The organism is Streptomyces sp. NPDC031379 (genome assembly GCF_055569615.1).
This window is the reverse complement of the sequence record NZ_JBVIIT010000023.1, coordinates 1-16,224: the sequence shown is the minus strand read 5'-3', so window position 1 is coordinate 16,224 and position 16,224 is coordinate 1. Positions and strand designations below refer to the sequence as shown.

Genomic DNA, 16,224 nt, shown 5'->3' with positions numbered 1-16,224 from the left:
CTCGTCCACCAGGAGAATCCGTGCCTCGCCCCTCCCGCCGCCGCGGACCGACCGTGGCCGCGCTGCTCGCCGTGGCGGCCGCGTCCCTGCTCACCGCCGCGCCCGCACCCGCCCAGGCCGCCGCCCTGCCCACCGGCTTCGCCACCGTCGTCGACGCCGCGAGCGGCAAGTGCCTCGACGCCAGGGCCGCCGCCACCGCCAACGGCACCGTCGTACAGCAGTACACGTGCAACGGCACCACCGCCCAGCAGTGGAGCTTCACCGACGCCGGCGACGGCTACGTCCGCATCGGCAACCGCAACGACACCCAACAGGTCGTCGACGTCGCCGACGTCTCCACCGCCGACAACGCCCCCGTCCACCTGTGGGGTTACGGCGGCGGCGCCAACCAGCAGTGGCTGCCCGTGGACGACGGCGGCGGCGCCTTCCACTTCGTCAACCGGGGCAGCGGCAAGTGCCTGGACGACCCCGGCGCCTCGACCGCCGACAGCGTGCAGTTCGTCCAGTACACCTGCAACGGCACCGCCGCCCAGCGCTTCCAGGTGGTCCCCGTGAACCAGTCGGCCGACCCCGACCTCGGCCCCAACGTCGTCGTCTTCGACCCGTCGATGCCGTCCTCGACCATCCAGAGCAGACTGGACACGATCTTCAAGCAGCAGGAGACCAACCAGTTCGGCTCCCAGCGCTACGCCGTCCTCTTCAAGCCCGGCACCTACAGCGCGAACGTCAACGTCGGCTTCTACACCCAGGTCCTCGGCCTCGGCCTGACCCCGGACGCCGTCAACGTCAACGGCGCCGTGCACGCCGAGGCCGACTGGTTCCAGGGCAACGCCACCCAGAACTTCTGGCGCGGCGCCGAGAACCTCTCCGTCACGCCCACCGGCGGCGGCGACCGCTGGGCCGTCTCGCAGGCGGCGGCCTACCGCCGGATGCACCTGCGGGGCAACCTCGCCCTCGACGACGGCGGCTGGTCGTCCGGCGGCTACCTCGCCGACAGCAAGATCGACGGACAGGTCAACTCCGGTTCCCAGCAGCAGTGGCTGACCCGCAACTCCCAGCTGGGCAGCTGGACCGGCGCCAACTGGAACATGGTGTTCGTCGGCAGCCAGGGCGTCCCGGGCACCACCTTCCCGAACCCGCCGCACACCACCGTCGCCCAGAGCCCGGTCACCCGGGAGAAGCCGTTCCTGTACGTCGACGGCTCCGGGAACTACCAGGTGTTCGTGCCGTCCCTGCGCACGAACTCCACGGCGACCAGCTGGGCGGGCGGCAGCCCGGCCGGCTCCTCGCTGCCGCTGAGCCAGTTCTACGTCGTCAAGCCCGGCGCCACCGCCGCACAGATCAACTCCGCACTGGCCGCCGGGCAGAACCTGCTGGTCACGCCCGGTGTCTACCATCTCGACCAGACACTGAAGGTGACCCGCCCCGACACGGTCGTCCTCGGCCTCGGGCTCGCCACCTTCGTCCCGGACAACGGCGTCACCGCCATGACCGTCGCCGACGTCGACGGGGTCAAGATCGCGGGCCTGCTCTTCGACGCCGGCACCACCAGTTCGAAGACCCTCGTCGAGGTCGGGCCGGCCGGCTCCACCGCCTCCCACGCCGCCGACCCGACCTCCCTGCACGACGTGTACTTCCGCGTCGGCGGCGCGGGCGTCGGCAAGGCGGCCACCAGCCTCGTCGTCAACAGCGACGACGTCATCGGCGACCACATGTGGATCTGGCGCGCCGACCACGGCAGCGGCGTCGGCTGGACCAGCAACACCGCCGACACCGGGCTCGTGGTCAACGGCGACGACGTGACCATGTACGGGCTGTTCGTCGAGCACTTCCAGAAGTACCAGACGATCTGGAACGGCAACGGCGGCCGCACCTACTTCTTCCAGAACGAGATGCCCTACGACCCGCCCGGCCAGGCCGCCTGGATGAACGGCTCCACCCAGGGCTACGCCGCCTACAAGGTCGCCGACTCCGTCACCAGCCACCAGGCCTACGGTCTCGGCAGCTACTGCTACTTCAACGTCAACCCCGCCGTCACCGCCGCCCGTGCCATCGAGGCACCGAACAACCCGAACGTGCGCTTCACCAGCATGGTGACCGTGTCCCTCGGCGGCACCGGAACCATCAGTCATGTCGTCAACAGCACAGGAGGACCCTCCAACTCCGCCTCCAACGTGGCGAACCTGGTCCGCTACCCGTGACCGGACGGGCGTGAGCGGCACCGGACGGGGAAACCGGGGTCGGGTCGAGTAGCGCAGAACGGCCCGACTCGGAAGGGATCCTCATCGTGCCGAAAGCCCGGATCGCAAGCACCGTCGCCGTCCTCGTCCTCGCCGCCGGGCTGACCGGCTGCGGCAGCGAGGACGGCACCGGCAAGGGCGGGGACGCCGCGGCCCGGCCGAGCGCCACCCCGCCCGTCCGGGCCGTCCGGAACGCCTACCGCGAGACGGTGGCCGCGGGCACCGCGAAGATGACCGTCACCAGCAAGGTCGTCGCCGAGGGCCAGGGCCAGGCCCTCACCGCGCACGGCAGCGGGGTGGCCGACCTGCGGCACGGCACCAGCCGGGTCACCCTGACCTCGCAGGGCACCACCGTCGAGCAGCGCGTCGTGGACGGCGTCGTGTACCAGAAGCCGTCGGGCGAGCGGCGCGGGACCGTCCCGGGCGGCAAGACCTGGACGAAGGTCGACCTCGCCCGCCTGGCGAAGACCGCCTCGGCCGGACGGGCCCAGGTCAGCGACCCGGCCGAACCGGTGCGCTACCTCAAGGACATCGGCTCCGAGGACGTCACCCGGCTCGGCACCCGGACCCTCGACGGCACCCCCACCACCCACTACCGCGTCTCCGTCCCCCTCTCCGCCCTCTCCCGGGGCGACGCGGGACAGGAACGGGAACTGCACCGGCAGCTCGGGAAGGCCTCGCTGCCCGTGGACCTCTGGCTGGACGAGCGGGGCCGGCTGCGGCAGGAGAGCGTCCGGCTCACCCTGCACCCGCTGAAGCAGCGGGCGCCGGGCCAGGAGAACGCCGCCGTGACGAGCACCACCGTGCTGCGCTTCACGGACTTCGGAACCGAGGTACGGGTCGGCGCGCCGCCCGCTTCGGACACCGCGGACGTCACCGACCGGATGGCCAGGGCCGGCACGGCTGCCGGCTGATACGTGTGAGCCGCCGTGGCCTGGATACGCGGTCTGCACGGCACCACCGCCCGTCCGGAAGGCCAACCGTGCCATGACCAGCGCGAACAAGCTCGGCCACCACTCCGAGGTCACCCTCCGGGTGAACGGCAAACCCCACACCCTGCTCGTCGACCACCGGCGCGTCCTGCTGGACCTGCTGCGCGAGGACCTGGACCTGACCGGGTCCAAGAAGGGCTGCGACCACGGCCAGTGCGGTGCCTGCACCGTCCTGGTCGACGGGCGCCGCGTCAACAGCTGCCTGCTGCTCGCCGTCACCCTCGACGGCAGCGAGGTCACCACCGTGGAGGGCCTCGGCGGGGACGGCGAGGAGCCGCACCCGCTCCAGCGGGCGTTCCTCGACCGGGACGCGTTCCAGTGCGGGTACTGCACCCCCGGGCAGATCTGCTCCGCCGTGGGCATGCTCGCCGAGGCCGCGGCCGGCCACCCCTCCCACGTCACCGACCCCGCGGCCCCCTCCGGCCGGCCCGTCCCGCTGGACCGGCCCGAGATCCGTGAGCGCATGAGCGGCAACCTGTGCCGCTGCGGCGCCTATCCCCGCATCGTCGAGGCGGTGGAGGACGTGATCCGGTGAACGGCTTCGGATACCTCAGGCCCGGCAGCGTCCAGGAGGCCGTCGACGCCTTCGCCGCCCACCCGGGCGCCTCCTACCTCGCCGGCGGCACCAACCTGGTCGACCTGTTCAAACTCGGCGTGGAGCACCCCACGGTCCTCATCGACGTCGGCCGGCTGCCGCTGGACTCGACCGAGGAGCTGCCCGACGGCTCCCTGCGGGTCGGCGCCACCGTCCGCAACAGCGACCTGGCCGCCGACCCGCGCGTCCGCGACCGCTGGCCGGCGCTGTCCCAGGCCCTCCTCGCCGGCGCCTCCGGGCAGCTGCGCAACGCCGCCACCACCGGCGGCAACCTGCTCCAGCGCACCCGCTGCCCCTACTTCCAGGACCTGGACAAACCCTGCAACAAACGGAACCCGGGCAGTGGCTGCGGCGCCCGGGACGGCGTCCACCGCGACCACGCGGTCCTCGGCCACTCCGAGCACTGCATCGCCACCCACCCCTCCGACATGGCCGTCGCCCTCGCCGCCCTCGACGCCCAGGTCGAGCTGTACGGCGCCGACGGCACCCGGCGCCTGCCGGTGGCCGACTTCTACCGGCTGCCCGGCGAGCATCCCGAACGGGACACCTGGATCCGCCCCGGCGAGCTGATCACCGGCGTGCTGCTCCCGGCCGCCACGGCCGGTGTCCCCTCCGCCTACCGCAAGGCCCGGGACCGGGCGTCGTACGCCTTCGCCCTCGCCTCCGTGGCCGTCGTGCTGCGGGTCGCCGACGGCGTCGTCGACCAGGTGGCCGTCGCCTTCGGCGGGCTCGCCCACCGGCCCTGGCGGGCCCGCCACACCGAGCTGGCCCTGCTGGGCGCCCCCGCCACCCCCGCCGCCTTCGAGGGCGCCGTGGCGCTCGAACTCGCCCACGCCGAACCGCTGCGGGACAACGCCTACAAAGTGCCGCTCGCCCGCAACCTCGCCCTGGACGTCCTGGGCCGCCTCGCCCCGACGCCCGCCGGGGTCTGAGCCGACCGGCATGTCACTGGAGGATCCCATGACCGGCACCGCCCTGGGCGCTCCGGCCGAGCGCCGGGAAGGACGGCAGAAGATCACCGGCGCCGCCCGTTACGCCGCCGAGCACACCCTGCCCGGGCGCGCCCACGCCTGGCCCGTGCCCGCCACGATCGCCCGCGGCCGGGTCACCGCCCTCGACCCCTCGGCCGCGCTCGCCCTGCCCGGCGTCCTGGCCGTCCTCGGCCCCGGCGACGCCCCCCGCCTCGCCGGACCCGAGGACGCCACCCTCGCCGTCCTCCAGGGCCCGGACGTGCCGCACCGGGGCTGGTGCGTGGCCCTGGTCGTCGCCGACACCCTGGAGACGGCCCGCGCCGCCGCCCGTGCCGTCCGTGTCACGTACGACACCGAACGCCACGACGTCGACCTCTCCGAGGGCCGCCGGGACGCCTACGAGCCGGAGGAGGTGGCCGGCGGGCCCGGCCGCGTCGAGCACGGCGACCCGGCGGCCGCCTTCGCCGCCGCCGACGTCCGCGTCGACGTCACCTACCGGGTGCCGCCGCTGCACAACCACCCCATGGAGCCGCACGCGACCACCGCCCACTGGGACGGGGAGCGGCTCACCGTGTACACCTCCACCCAGGGCGGTACGACCGTCCGGTCCGTGCTCGCCCAGCTGTTCGAGCTGCCCGAGGACCGGGTCACCGTCGTCGCCGAGCACGTCGGCGGCGGCTTCGGCTCCAAGGGCACCCCGCGCCCCGACGTCGTCCTCGCCGCGATGGCCGCCCGGCACACCGGCCGCCCCGTCACCCTGGCCTACCCCCGCCGCGACCTGCCCACCGTCGTCGGCCACCGCGCCCCCACCGTGCAGCGGCTGCGGCTCGGCGCGAGCAAGGACGGCCGGCTCACCGCCCTGCTGCACGAGGTGACGACCCACACCTCGCACGTGAAGGAGTTCACGGAGCAGGCCGCGGTGGTCTCCCGCGTCATGTACGCCGCCCCCGCCCTGCTCAGCACCCACCGGGTGGTCCCGCTGGACGTGCCCAGCCCCTCCTGGATGCGCGCACCCGGCGAGGCGCCCGGGATGTACGCCCTGGAGTCCGCCGTGGACGAACTCGCGGACGCCCTCGGCATGGACCCGGTGGACCTGCGCGTCCGCAACGAACCGGACCGCGAACCCGGCAGCGGTCACCCCTTCAGCAGCCGGCACGTCGTGGAGTGCCTGCGCGAGGGCGCCCGCCGCTTCGGCTGGGCCGACCGCGACCCGCGCCCCCGCTCCCGGCGCGAGGGACCCTTCCTCGTCGGCACCGGCGTGGCCGCCGCGACCTACCCCTTCCAGGTCGCCCCGTCCACCGCCACCGCCCAGGCCCTGCCCGACGGCACCTTCGTCGTCCGGACCAACGCGGCCGACATCGGCACCGGGGCCCGTACCGTCCTCGCGCAGGTCGCCGCCGACGCCCTCGGCGTACCCCTCGACCGGGTGCGCACCGAGGTCGGGCACAGCGACCTGCCCCCGGCGCCGCTGGCCGGCGGCTCCATGGGCACCGCCTCCTGGGGCTGGGCCGTCCACGAGGCCTGTGCCGAGCTGGCCGCCCGGCTGGCCGCGCACAGCGGACCGCTGCCCACCGAAGGACTCGAGGCCCGCGCGGACACCACCGGGAAGGCCGACGCCGACAGCCCGTACGCGCGGCACGCGTTCGGCGCCGAGTTCGCCGAGGTCGCCGTCGACACCGTCACCGGCGAGACCCGGGTACGCCGGCTGCTCGGCGTCTTCGCCGCCGGACACATCCTCAACGCCCGTACCGCACGCTCCCAGTTCGTCGGCGCCATGACCATGGGCCTCGGCATGGCCCTCACCGAACACAGCACCATGGACCACGCGTTCGGCGACTTCCCCGAGGCCGACCTCGCCGCCTACCACGTGCCCGCCCACGCCGACGTCCCCGACATCGAGGCCGACTGGATCGACGAGGACGACCCCCACCTCAACCCCATGGGCAGCAAGGGCATCGGCGAGATCGGCATCGTCGGCACCGCCGCGGCCCTCGGCAACGCCGTCCACCACGCCACCGGGATCCGCTTCCGCGAACTGCCCCTCACCCCCGACCGGATCCTCACCGCCCTGCTGTCCGAGGGGTGACGGTGACGGGACCGACCTGGGAGTACGACGGCTACCGGCCCGAGGAGGAACGCCTGCGGGAATCCCTGTGCACCCTCGGCAACGGCTACTTCGCCACCCGTGGCGCGCTGCCCGAGTGCACCGCGGACGACATCCACTACCCCGGCACCTACGCGGCCGGCTGCTACAACCGGCTCACCTCCGAGGTCGCCGGACGCCAGGTCGAGAACGAGGACCTGGTCAACCTGCCCAACTGGCTGCCGCTGCGCTTCCGGCCCGTCGGCGAGGACTGGCTCACCCCGGACACCACTCCCGTCACCGAGCACCACCAGATGCTCCACCTCGACCCCGGCCTGCTGGAACGCCGCACCCGCTACCCGCTCGGCGCCCACGGCACCCTTCTCGTACGGCAACTGCGCCTCGTCCACCTGGCCGACCCCCATCTCGCCGCCCTGCGCACCGAGTTCACCGCCGAGGACCGCACCATCGACCTGGACGTCGAGGCCGCGCTCGACGGGAGTGTCACCAACTCCGGTGTCGCCCGCTACCGGGACCTGGACGGCCGGCACCTCACACACCTCCTCGTCGGCACCGCCGCCCCCGGCACGGTCTGGCTGCGCTGCCGTACCCGTACCTCCGACATCCGCTTCGAACTGGCCGGCCGGCTGACCACCGAGGCGGCGCCGGTCACGCACGCGAACGAGGCCCACCGCGCCGTACAGCGCCTGCGCCTGCGCCTGCCGCCCGGCCGTACCGTCACCGTCGACAAGACCATCGCCCTGCACACCTCCCACGACCCCGCCATCAGCGACCCGCTGCGCGCGGCCGTCGACCGGGTCCACGCCGCGCCCGGCTTCGACGAGCTGCTGGAGACCCACGCCGCCACCTGGGAGCAGCTGTGGCGGCGCACCGCGCTCGAGGTACCCGGCGAGGCGGGCAGCATCCTGCGCCTGCACCTGTTCCACCTGCTGCAGACCCTCTCCCCGCACACCGCCGACCTCGACGCCGGCGTCCCCGCCCGCGGGCTGCACGGCGAGGCCTACCGCGGCCACGTCTTCTGGGACGAACTCTTCGTCCTGCCCTACCTCAACCTCCACCTCCCCGAGGTCTCCCGCGCCCTGCTCCACTACCGCCACCGCCGCCTGGACGCCGCCTGCCACGCCGCCCAGGCGCTCGGCCGGCGCGGTGCGCTCTACCCCTGGCAGAGCGGCAGCGACGGCCGCGAGGAGACCCAGCAGCTCCATCTCAACCCGCGCTCCGGCCGCTGGCTGCCCGACCACTCACGGCTCCAGCACCACGTCGGATCAGCGGTGGCGTACAACGTCTGGCAGTACTGGGAGGCGACCGGCGACATCGACTTCCTGCACGGCGAGGGCGCCGAGATGCTGCTGCACATCGCCCGGTACTGGGCGGACTCGGCCGGCTACGACGACCACCTCGGCCGCTACCGCATCCTGGGCGTCGTCGGCCCCGACGAGTACCACGACGCCTACCCCGACGCGACCCGGCCGGGCCTGGACGACAACGCCTACACCAACGTCACCGCCGCCTGGGTGCTCACCCGCACCCTGGAGCTGCTGCGCTCCCTGCCCGAGCCGCGCTGCCGCGAACTCACCGAGGGCGCCGGACTGGACGACGACGAACCCGCCCGCTGGGAGGAGATCTCGCGCTCCCTCCACATCCCCTTCCACGACGGGGTGATCAGCCAGTTCGCGGGCTACGGCGACCTCGCCGAACTGGACTGGGACGGCTACCGCAAGCGGTACGCCGACATCCGCCGCCTCGACCGGATCCTGGAGGCCGAGGGGGACACGGTCAACCGCTACAAGGCGTCCAAGCAGGCCGACGTCCTCATGCTCGGCTACCTCTTCGCGCCTCCCGAACTGCGCGGACTCTTCGACCGGTTGGGCTACCGGCTCGACGAGCGGACCTGGACCGCGACCGTGGACCACTATCTGCACCGCACCAGCCACGGCTCCACCCTCAGCGGCCTGGTCCACGGCTGGATCCTCGCCCGGGCCCGCCGCGCCGACGCCTGGGCCTTCGTCCAGGAGGCCCTGCGCGGCGACATCGCCGACCTCCAGGGCGGCACCACCGGCGAGGGCATCCACCTCGGCGCCATGGCCGGCACCCTCGACCTCGTCCAGCGCGGACTCACCGGCCTGGAGACCCGCGCCGGCGCCCTGTGCCTCGACCCGGTGCCGCTGCCCGAACTCTCCTCCTACGGCTTCTCCCTGCGCTACCACGGCCACTGGGGCGTCCACCTGCGGCTGCGCAGCGGCCTGCTGGAGATCGCCGTACCGGCCTCCGACCGCGCACCCATCGACCTGCGCCTGCGGGACCGGGTGGTACCGGTGCGGCCGGGGGAGACGGCACGGCTGGTGCTGCCCGAGTGAGACCGGTCAGCCGTCCGCCGCCCGGTACCGGTGCACGGGCGGCAGGCCCGGCAGCAGCCCCGGCCACACGGTGTCGAGGACGTGGGCGCTCGGCGTGAACAGGGGCCGCCCGAGCACGGGCAGGTCGGTGACCTCGTGCCACTCCCAGCGGCGGATCAACCGCGGCTCGGTGACGACCGGCCGGCCGGTGAAGGCGGTGACCCGGACGGCGGCCGTCAGCCGCGGCATGCCGTGCACGGAGTCCATCAGGAGCGCCAGCACCCGCGCACCGGCGGGGTCGGCCTCGAGGGACGTCTCCTCCCGCAGTTCCCGTACGGCCGCGGCGGCGAAGTCCTCACCCGGGTCGTTCTTCCCGCCGGGCAACTCCCACACATCCCGCACCGACCAGCCCAGCAGCACCCGGCCCGCCGGATCCGTGACCACGACACCGGCGCCGGTCAGGGCGTGCGGAGAGGGACGTCCCTTACCGGCGCAGCCGGGCGGGGCGGGAGAGGGACCGCGCAGCACGAGCACGGCCAGGCCGTCGGCGTCGTACCGCCCGGCGGACTCCCAGCCCGCGCACAGCAGCCCGATCTCCTCCTCGTCCAGCGCGATGCTCCGCCTGCCGTCCGGAACGGCGTCCGCGACCGGAGTGATCACACACAGGGCGCCCCCGGGACGCAGCCGCTCCCGCAGCCGGTTCAGCACGCGGGTGCGGTCGCGGACGAACGCCCAGCCGAGCCGGACGGCGATCACGTCGTAGGAGGGGTGAGGGAGTTCGGCGAGGTCGTCCCGTTCGACGTCCAGCCGCCGGTACGTCACCCCGGCCCCGCCGGCGCGCCGGGCCTCGGCGAGCGCCACGGCGGACCAGTCGACGGCGTCCACCCGGTACCCGCACCCGGCCAGATGCCGGGCGAGTTCGCCGAGTCCGCAGCCGACGTCCAGGGCACGGCCGTCCGCGGGCGCCGGGAGATGCTCGGCGAGCAGCCGCCGCTCGGCGTCGCCCAGCGGCCGGAACCGGCCACCGCTCGCGTAGTGCGCGTCCCACTCCTCGGGCTTCAGGTGTCCCACCGGGCCTCCTCCGGGCTGGTCGATCCGCCAACACAAGGGATCATGACCGGCCGGCGGCCGTGACACACCGCTCCCCTCGATCTCGACGGCGGCGGCCGCGGGGACCACGATGGCCCGAGAGGAAACCGACGGAGAGAAGAGACCGAAGGAGAGAAAGGGGCTTTCGGGCATGAGCGTGACCGACGCCGCCCTGCGCGTCCTCGCGGTGGACGACGAGGAACCCGCGCTCGCGGAGCTGCTCTACCTCCTGGGGGAGGACCCGCGGGTCGGCCGCGCGGTGCCCGCCTCGTCGGCCACCGAGGCGCTGCGCCGGCTGAGCCGGTCCGTCGAGGCGGGCCCGGACGGCCCGGAGGGATTCGACGTGGTCTTCCTCGACATCGACATGCCCGGCCTCAACGGCCTCGAACTGGCCCGGCTGCTCCGCGGGTTCGCCGCCCCGCCACTGATCGTCTTCGTCACCGCCCACGAGGACTTCGCGGTCCGCGCCTTCGACCTCAAGGCCGTCGACTACCTGCTCAAGCCCCTGCGGGGGGAACGCTTCGCCGAGGCCGTACGGCGGGTCGCCGAGCTGGTCCGGGCCGGACAGGGCCCCCGGCCGGCCGCCCCGCAGGTGACCGCGCCCGAGCCGCTCCCCGCCCTGGGCGACCAGGTCCCGGTGGAACTGGGCGGGGTGACCCGGTTCGTGCCCGTCGCCGACATCAGCCATGTGGAGGCCCACGGCGACTACGCCCGGCTGCACACCCGCCACGGCAGTCACCTGGTCCGCATTCCGCTGTCCACCCTGGAGGAACAGTGGCGGGACCGCGGCTTCGTACGGATCCACCGCAGTCGGCTGGTCGCCCTCGGCCAGATAGAGGAACTCCGGCTGGACGGCGGGAACCTGACCGTCCGGATCGGGGACCGCGTCCTCGCCGTGAGCCGGCGCAACGCCCGGGAACTGCGGGACCTGCTGGCCAGGCACGCGGCGGCGCGGGCCCGTCCGGCCGGCCGGGGCGCCGGGCCGGCGTGACGGACCTGTGGCGATTCTCGTCCGCCGTCTGTCTCCCCACCGGCCCGCTGCGTACACTCGCCGCACACAGGTGATCACCGCGGCGTCGGGGAGTGCGTCATGGGTGCGGAGTCCGTCCCTCGCAGAGAGGTGGTCACCGGACGGCCGCGCCCCAGCGACGGCACGACCGCGCCGCGCCCTCAGGCCGCTGCGCGGCCCCGGCCCGCGCCCCCGGCGGACCCCTGCGTACGGACCTTGATGCGGGACCAGCTGCGAGCCGCTCTCATCGCCACGGCCCTGCTCGCGGCCCTCCTCGGGCTGCTCCCCGTGGTCCTGCGCATCCTGCCGTTCCCCGACGCCGCGTCCGGCGTCCCGCCGGCCGTGTGGCTGCTCCTGGGCGTGGCACCGTACCCGGTCCTGCTCGCCATCGGCGCCTGGTACGTCCGCCGGGCCGAGCGCAACGAGACCGGCCGGGCCGCGTCCGCCCCCGGGGAACGCGCCTGACCATGCGCCGGACACCCGCCGGGACCGCCCGGTGAACCAGACGTACGGCATAGCGGGCGTCACCGCCGTGGTCCTCGCCACGGTCCTCGTCGGCGCGCTCGGCCTGCGTATCTCCCGCACCACCTCCGACTTCTACGTCGCCTCCCGGACCGTCGCCCCGCGGCTCAACGCCTGCGCGGTCAGCGGCGAGTACCTGTCCGCCGCCTCCTTCCTCGGTGTCGCCGGACTCGTCCTCGCCCAGGGCGTCGACATGCTGTGGTTCCCCATCGGCTACACCGCCGGATTCCTGGTGCTGCTGGCCTTCGTCGCCGCCCCGCTGCGCCGTTCCGGCGCCTACACCCTGCCCGACTTCGCCGAGGCCCGGCTCGAGTCACGGGCGGTCCGCGGGATAGCCGGCGTCCTCGTCGTCGGCATCGGCTGGCTCTACCTGCTGCCCCAGCTGCGGGGCGCGGGCCTGACCCTCAGACTGCTCACCGGCGTTCCCGGCCCGCTCGGCGGCCTGGTCGTCGCCGCCGTGGTGACCGCTGCCGTCGCCGCCGGCGGGATGCGCAGCATCACCTTCGTTCAGGCCTTCCAGTACTGGCTGAAACTCACCGCCCTGCTGGTGCCCGTGGCGTTCCTGCTGCTCGCCTGGCGCGCCGACCACACCCCGGCCCCCGCCTGGGACGACCGGCCCGTCTTCCACCGCTCCACCGAGGTACGCCTCGACCGGCCGCTCACCCTCACCGTGCGCGAGCCGGTCCGGGTGACCGCGTCCGGCACCGTCGACGGCCGTCCCGTGCGGGGCGGTTCGCTGCGGCTGGCCGAGGGCCGCCACCGGATCGGCGCGGACACCACCCTGCGCTTCCCGGCCGGCGCCCGTGTCCCCCTGCCGGACCGGACGCCCGACCGGGCCGCCCCGTCCAGCTGGGCCAGGCCGCTGTCGTCGAGCCGCGAACAGCACAGTCTGTACGCCACCTACGGGCTGATCCTCGCCACCTTCCTCGGCACCATGGGCCTGCCGCACGTCGTCGTCCGCTTCTACACCAACACCGACGGCCGCGCCGCCCGCCGCACCACCGTGATCGTGCTCGGGCTGCTCGGCGCCTTCTACCTGCTGGTGCCCCTGTACGGCATGCTGGGCCGGCTCTACGCGCCCGACCTGCTGCTCACCGGCGACACCGACGCGGCCGTCCTCGTCCTGCCGCAGCGGCTGGTGGGCGGCATCGGCGGCGATCTGCTCGGCGCGCTCGTGGCGGGCGGAGCCTGCGCGGCGTTCCTGTCCACGGCCTCCGGGCTCACCATGTCCGTGGCGGGCGTGCTCGCCCAGGACGTGCTGCCCAGGCTCGGCATCCGTCACGTCCGGCACTTCCGGCTGGCCACCCTGCCCGCGATCGCGGTGCCCACCGCGGCCGGCACCGTGGCCAGCGACCTGCCGGTGGCCGACGCGGTCGGACTCGCCTTCGCCGTCTCCGCCTCCTCGTTCTGCCCCCTGCTCGTCCTCGGCATCTGGTGGCGCGGCCTGACCCCGCCGGGCGCGATCGCCGGGCTCCTCCTCGGCGGTGGCTCGGCGCTCACCGCGGTGACGGTCACCATCGCCGGCGGTGCCCGCTCGGGCTGGCTGCACACCCTGCTCGCCTGGCCCGCGGTCTGGTCGGTGCCCGTGGGATTCGCGGCCATGGTGCTGACCTCCCTGGCCACCCGCGACCGCGTCCCTGCGGGCACCGCCGCGACGATGGCCCGGCTGCACCTCCCGGAACCGTCGCCCGCCCGCCCCGGCACCGCCACCACCATCTGACCGAGGAGCCACCCCGTGCACAGCAGTTCCGCGGACACGCAAGCGGGCCCGGGCAGCACCGCGGGCCCGGCCCCCGTCCGTCACCGTCCCCGGGCCGGCTCCGCGGGCGCCGGGCCGGCCGGTCGTGCGGAGCGGCCGTACGAGGATCGAGGGTGCCGCTCATGACCGTGCTCGTCACCGCCGCCCTCGTCCTCGCCGGTCTCGCCGTGTTCGCCCTGGGTGCCGCCCTCGGACACGGCGCGGCCCGCCGGCAGCAGGAGCACGGGGCCGACCGCGACGCGGCACGCGCCACCTTCCACACCCTGCACACCGCCTCGCTCGCCGCGGCACCCCTGCGCGCCGGACTGACCCCCGAGACGGCCCGCAAGGCGGTCCGCCGGCTGCGCCCCCTGCTCGGCACCCCCGCGCTCGCCGTCACCGTCGTCGCAGCCACCGCCGACGACGCCGTGCTCGCCTGGGACGGTTCGGCCGAACACCACCGCGAACAGCTCGCGACCCAGCTCGGCCCCGCCCCCACCACCCGCACCCGGACCCTCCCGCTGCCGTGCGACGAGCAGGACTGCCCCGTCCGCTGGGGAGTACTGGTCCCCCTCACGGCCGGCGGCCGGAGCGTCGCCACCCTCGCCGTGTTCAGCGGCGCGGAGTCCACCAGCCTCGTCCGGGCCGCAGAGGAGGCGGCCCGGCGGCTCTCCGTGGAACTCGACCTCGCCGGCCTCGACCGGGCCCGCTCCAGTGCGTACGAGGCCGAGGTGCGGGCCCTGCGCGCCCAGATCTCCCCGCACTTCATCTACAACTCGCTCGCGAGCATCGCCTCCTTCGTCCGCACCGATCCCGAGCGGGCCCGCGAACTCCTGCTGGAGTTCGCCGACTTCACCCGCTACTCCTTCCGCCGGGACGGCGACTTCACCACCCTCGCCGAGGAGTTGCGCTCCATAGAGCAGTACCTGGAACTCGCCCGCGCCCGTTTCGGCCGCCGCCTCCGGGTCACCCTGCGCATCGCCCCCGAGGTGCTGCCCGTGACGCTCCCCTTCCTCTGTCTGCAACCGCTCGTGGAGAACGCCCTCAAGCACGGCCTGGAGGAGTCCGTCGACCGCAGCAGCGTCACGATCGTCGCCGAGGACGAGGGAACCGAGGCCCGGGTCGTCATCGAGGACAACGGCATCGGCATGGAACCGGAACGCCTGCGCGCGATCCTGCGTGGCACCGCCGGCCCGTCCACCGGTATCGGCCTGAGCAACGTCGACCGCCGGCTGCGCCAGGTGTACGGCGACGACTACGGCCTCGTCATCGAGACGGGCGTCGGAGCCGGCACGAAGATCACGGTCCGCGTGCCGAAGTTCCGGCCGGGTATCCAGGCGCCGCCGCCCTGACGGTGTCCCGCCGCGCCCCACGACTTCCGCGGAGGAAATCGCCGTCGAAGGCGACCCCGACGGAAGGAATCTCCGTGCGGGTCGCCGCGCCGGCGATCCACTTCTTCGCGTGGCATGTCCCTTGCGTTACAAGGGAATTACAGCCTGAGTGCGTGATCGAGGAGGCGACGGTTCGTGCCCGTGCGGCGCCTTCTGCAGTGTGCCGGCCCAGTCCCTGCCGACCGTCGGGAGACACAGGAGGAGTTTCGCACGGCTCTTGCTCGGTATTGTTGGTTTCTGCATGGAAAGGCAGGCCGGATGCATAGGGAAAAGATCAATTGAATGCGCGTCGGATCTCCGATAGGGCCGACCGGTTGACGCAAGAGCGCGTTTCTCGATCAGGATGCCTGCCGGCGCGGTTTCCGTCCGACATGCAAAAACGCCCGGCAGACCGAGAAGTCGGTCCACCGGGCGTCGCGGCTCGGGCTGCTTGCCGTCAGTCCTTGATCTCGCAGATCGCGGCGCCCGACGTGAGGGAGGCGCCGATGTCGGCGGTCAGGCCCTTGATGGTGCCGGCCTTGTGCGCGTTGAGGGGCTGTTCCATCTTCATGGCCTCCAGGACGACGATCAGGTCGCCTTCCTGGACCTCCTGGCCCTCCTCGACCGCGACCTTGACGATGGTGCCCTGCATGGGCGAGGCGAGGGTGTCGCCGGAGGCGACGGGGCCGGACTTCTTCGCGGCGCGGCGCTTGGGCTTGGCGCCCGCGGCCAGGCCGGTACGGGCCAGGCTCATGCCGAGCGAGGACGGCAGGGAGACCTCCAGGCGCTTGCCGCCGACCTCGACGACGACCGATTCACGGCTGCGGCTCTCGTCCTCCGCCTCGGTGTCGGCGGGGGCGGCGAACGGCTTGATCTCGTTGACGAACTCGGTCTCGATCCAGCGGGTGTGGACCGTGAAGGGGGCGCTGGAGCCGGTGAGTTCGGGGGCGAAGGCGGGGTCGGTGACGACCGCGCGGTGGAACGGGATGGCGGTGGCCATGCCCTCGACCTGGAACTCCTCCAAGGCGCGAGCGGCGCGCTGCAGTGCCTCCTGACGGGTGCGGCCGGTGACGATGAGTTTGGCCAGCAGGGAGTCCCAGGCGGGGCCGATGACGCTGCCGGCCTCCACGCCCGCGTCCAGGCGGACACCGGGGCCGGAGGGGGCGTCGAACCGGGTGACGGTGCCCGGCGCCGGCAGGAAGTTGCGGCCCGGGTCCTCGCCGTTGATCCGGAACTCGAAGGAGTGCCCGCGCAGCGC

The 16,224-nt window shown here is 73.7% G+C and carries 12 protein-coding genes; 10 read left to right on the top strand and 2 right to left on the bottom strand.

Going from position 1 to position 16,224, the window contains the following annotated elements; all coding sequences use genetic code 11:
• Positions 1-20: 20 nt before the first annotated feature.
• From ACZ5CW_RS29615 to ACZ5CW_RS29590, 6 genes are all read left to right on the top strand, one after another.
• Complete coding sequence (locus ACZ5CW_RS29615) at positions 21-2,201, top strand: RICIN domain-containing protein (RefSeq protein WP_468606672.1); 2,181 nt, start codon at positions 21-23, stop codon at positions 2,199-2,201.
• 86 nt (positions 2,202-2,287) lie between these two features.
• The gene (locus tag ACZ5CW_RS29610) at positions 2,288-3,154 is read left to right on the top strand and encodes an SCO4651 family lipoprotein (protein WP_468606670.1); all 867 of its coding nucleotides are present in this window, start codon (positions 2,288-2,290) and stop codon (positions 3,152-3,154) included.
• A 73-nt stretch (positions 3,155-3,227) separates the two neighbouring features.
• Positions 3,228-3,767 carry a 2Fe-2S iron-sulfur cluster-binding protein gene (locus ACZ5CW_RS29605; RefSeq protein ID WP_468606668.1) on the top strand — a complete coding sequence of 180 codons (540 nt, stop codon included), beginning with the start codon at positions 3,228-3,230 and terminating at the stop codon, positions 3,765-3,767.
• Complete coding sequence (locus tag ACZ5CW_RS29600) at positions 3,764-4,759, top strand: FAD binding domain-containing protein (RefSeq protein ID WP_468606666.1); 996 nt, start codon at positions 3,764-3,766, stop codon at positions 4,757-4,759. Before ACZ5CW_RS29605 ends, ACZ5CW_RS29600 begins: the two co-directional genes overlap by 4 nt.
• Before the next feature lie 28 nt (positions 4,760-4,787).
• Positions 4,788-6,884 (top strand): xanthine dehydrogenase family protein molybdopterin-binding subunit, encoded by a 2,097-nt coding sequence (locus ACZ5CW_RS29595; RefSeq protein WP_468606664.1) that lies wholly within the window; start codon positions 4,788-4,790, stop codon positions 6,882-6,884.
• A gap of 2 nt (positions 6,885-6,886) precedes the next feature.
• Entirely contained in the window at positions 6,887-9,259 is a 2,373-nt protein-coding gene (locus ACZ5CW_RS29590; RefSeq protein WP_468606662.1) for a glycoside hydrolase family 65 protein, read from the top strand.
• 6 nt (positions 9,260-9,265) lie between these two features.
• On the opposite strand, the gene ACZ5CW_RS29585 is transcribed toward ACZ5CW_RS29590, so the two are convergent.
• Positions 9,266-10,309, bottom strand: a complete 1,044-nt coding sequence (locus ACZ5CW_RS29585; protein ID WP_468606660.1) for a bifunctional class I SAM-dependent methyltransferase/NUDIX hydrolase — start codon at positions 10,307-10,309, stop codon at positions 9,266-9,268.
• Between the two features lie 169 nt (positions 10,310-10,478).
• On the opposite strand from ACZ5CW_RS29585, the gene ACZ5CW_RS29580 reads away from it, so the two are divergent.
• The 4 genes from ACZ5CW_RS29580 (at position 10,479) to ACZ5CW_RS29565 (ending at position 14,948) form a co-directional block, all read left to right on the top strand.
• The gene (locus tag ACZ5CW_RS29580) at positions 10,479-11,318 is read left to right on the top strand and encodes a LytR/AlgR family response regulator transcription factor (protein WP_468606658.1); all 840 of its coding nucleotides are present in this window, start codon (positions 10,479-10,481) and stop codon (positions 11,316-11,318) included.
• 237 nt (positions 11,319-11,555) lie between these two features.
• The gene (locus ACZ5CW_RS29575) at positions 11,556-11,801 is read left to right on the top strand and encodes a hypothetical protein (protein ID WP_468606656.1); all 246 of its coding nucleotides are present in this window, start codon (positions 11,556-11,558) and stop codon (positions 11,799-11,801) included.
• Between the two features lie 31 nt (positions 11,802-11,832).
• On the top strand, positions 11,833-13,578 hold the full coding sequence (locus tag ACZ5CW_RS29570; protein WP_468606654.1) for a sodium/solute symporter: 1,746 nt from the start codon (positions 11,833-11,835) through the stop codon (positions 13,576-13,578).
• A 161-nt stretch (positions 13,579-13,739) separates the two neighbouring features.
• Positions 13,740-14,948 carry a sensor histidine kinase gene (locus ACZ5CW_RS29565; protein WP_468606652.1) on the top strand — a complete coding sequence of 403 codons (1,209 nt, stop codon included), beginning with the start codon at positions 13,740-13,742 and terminating at the stop codon, positions 14,946-14,948.
• 475 nt (positions 14,949-15,423) lie between these two features.
• On the opposite strand, the gene ACZ5CW_RS29560 is transcribed toward ACZ5CW_RS29565, so the two are convergent.
• The coding region (locus ACZ5CW_RS29560; protein WP_468606650.1) for an acyl-CoA carboxylase biotin carboxyl carrier protein subunit at positions 15,424-16,224 on the bottom strand (801 nt) is incomplete at its 5' end.

Excerpts from the sequence above, each read along its gene's own strand:
- ACZ5CW_RS29565 (WP_468606652.1), top strand. The coding sequence starts at position 13,740 with ATGACCGTGCTCGTCACCGCCGCCCTCGTCCTCGCCGGTCTCGCCGTG.
- ACZ5CW_RS29580 (WP_468606658.1), top strand. The coding sequence starts at position 10,479 with ATGAGCGTGACCGACGCCGCCCTGCGCGTCCTCGCGGTGGACGACGAG.
- ACZ5CW_RS29595 (WP_468606664.1), top strand. The coding sequence starts at position 4,788 with ATGACCGGCACCGCCCTGGGCGCTCCGGCCGAGCGCCGGGAAGGACGG.
- ACZ5CW_RS29605 (WP_468606668.1), top strand. The coding sequence starts at position 3,228 with ATGACCAGCGCGAACAAGCTCGGCCACCACTCCGAGGTCACCCTCCGG.
- ACZ5CW_RS29575 (WP_468606656.1), top strand. The coding sequence starts at position 11,556 with ATGCGGGACCAGCTGCGAGCCGCTCTCATCGCCACGGCCCTGCTCGCG.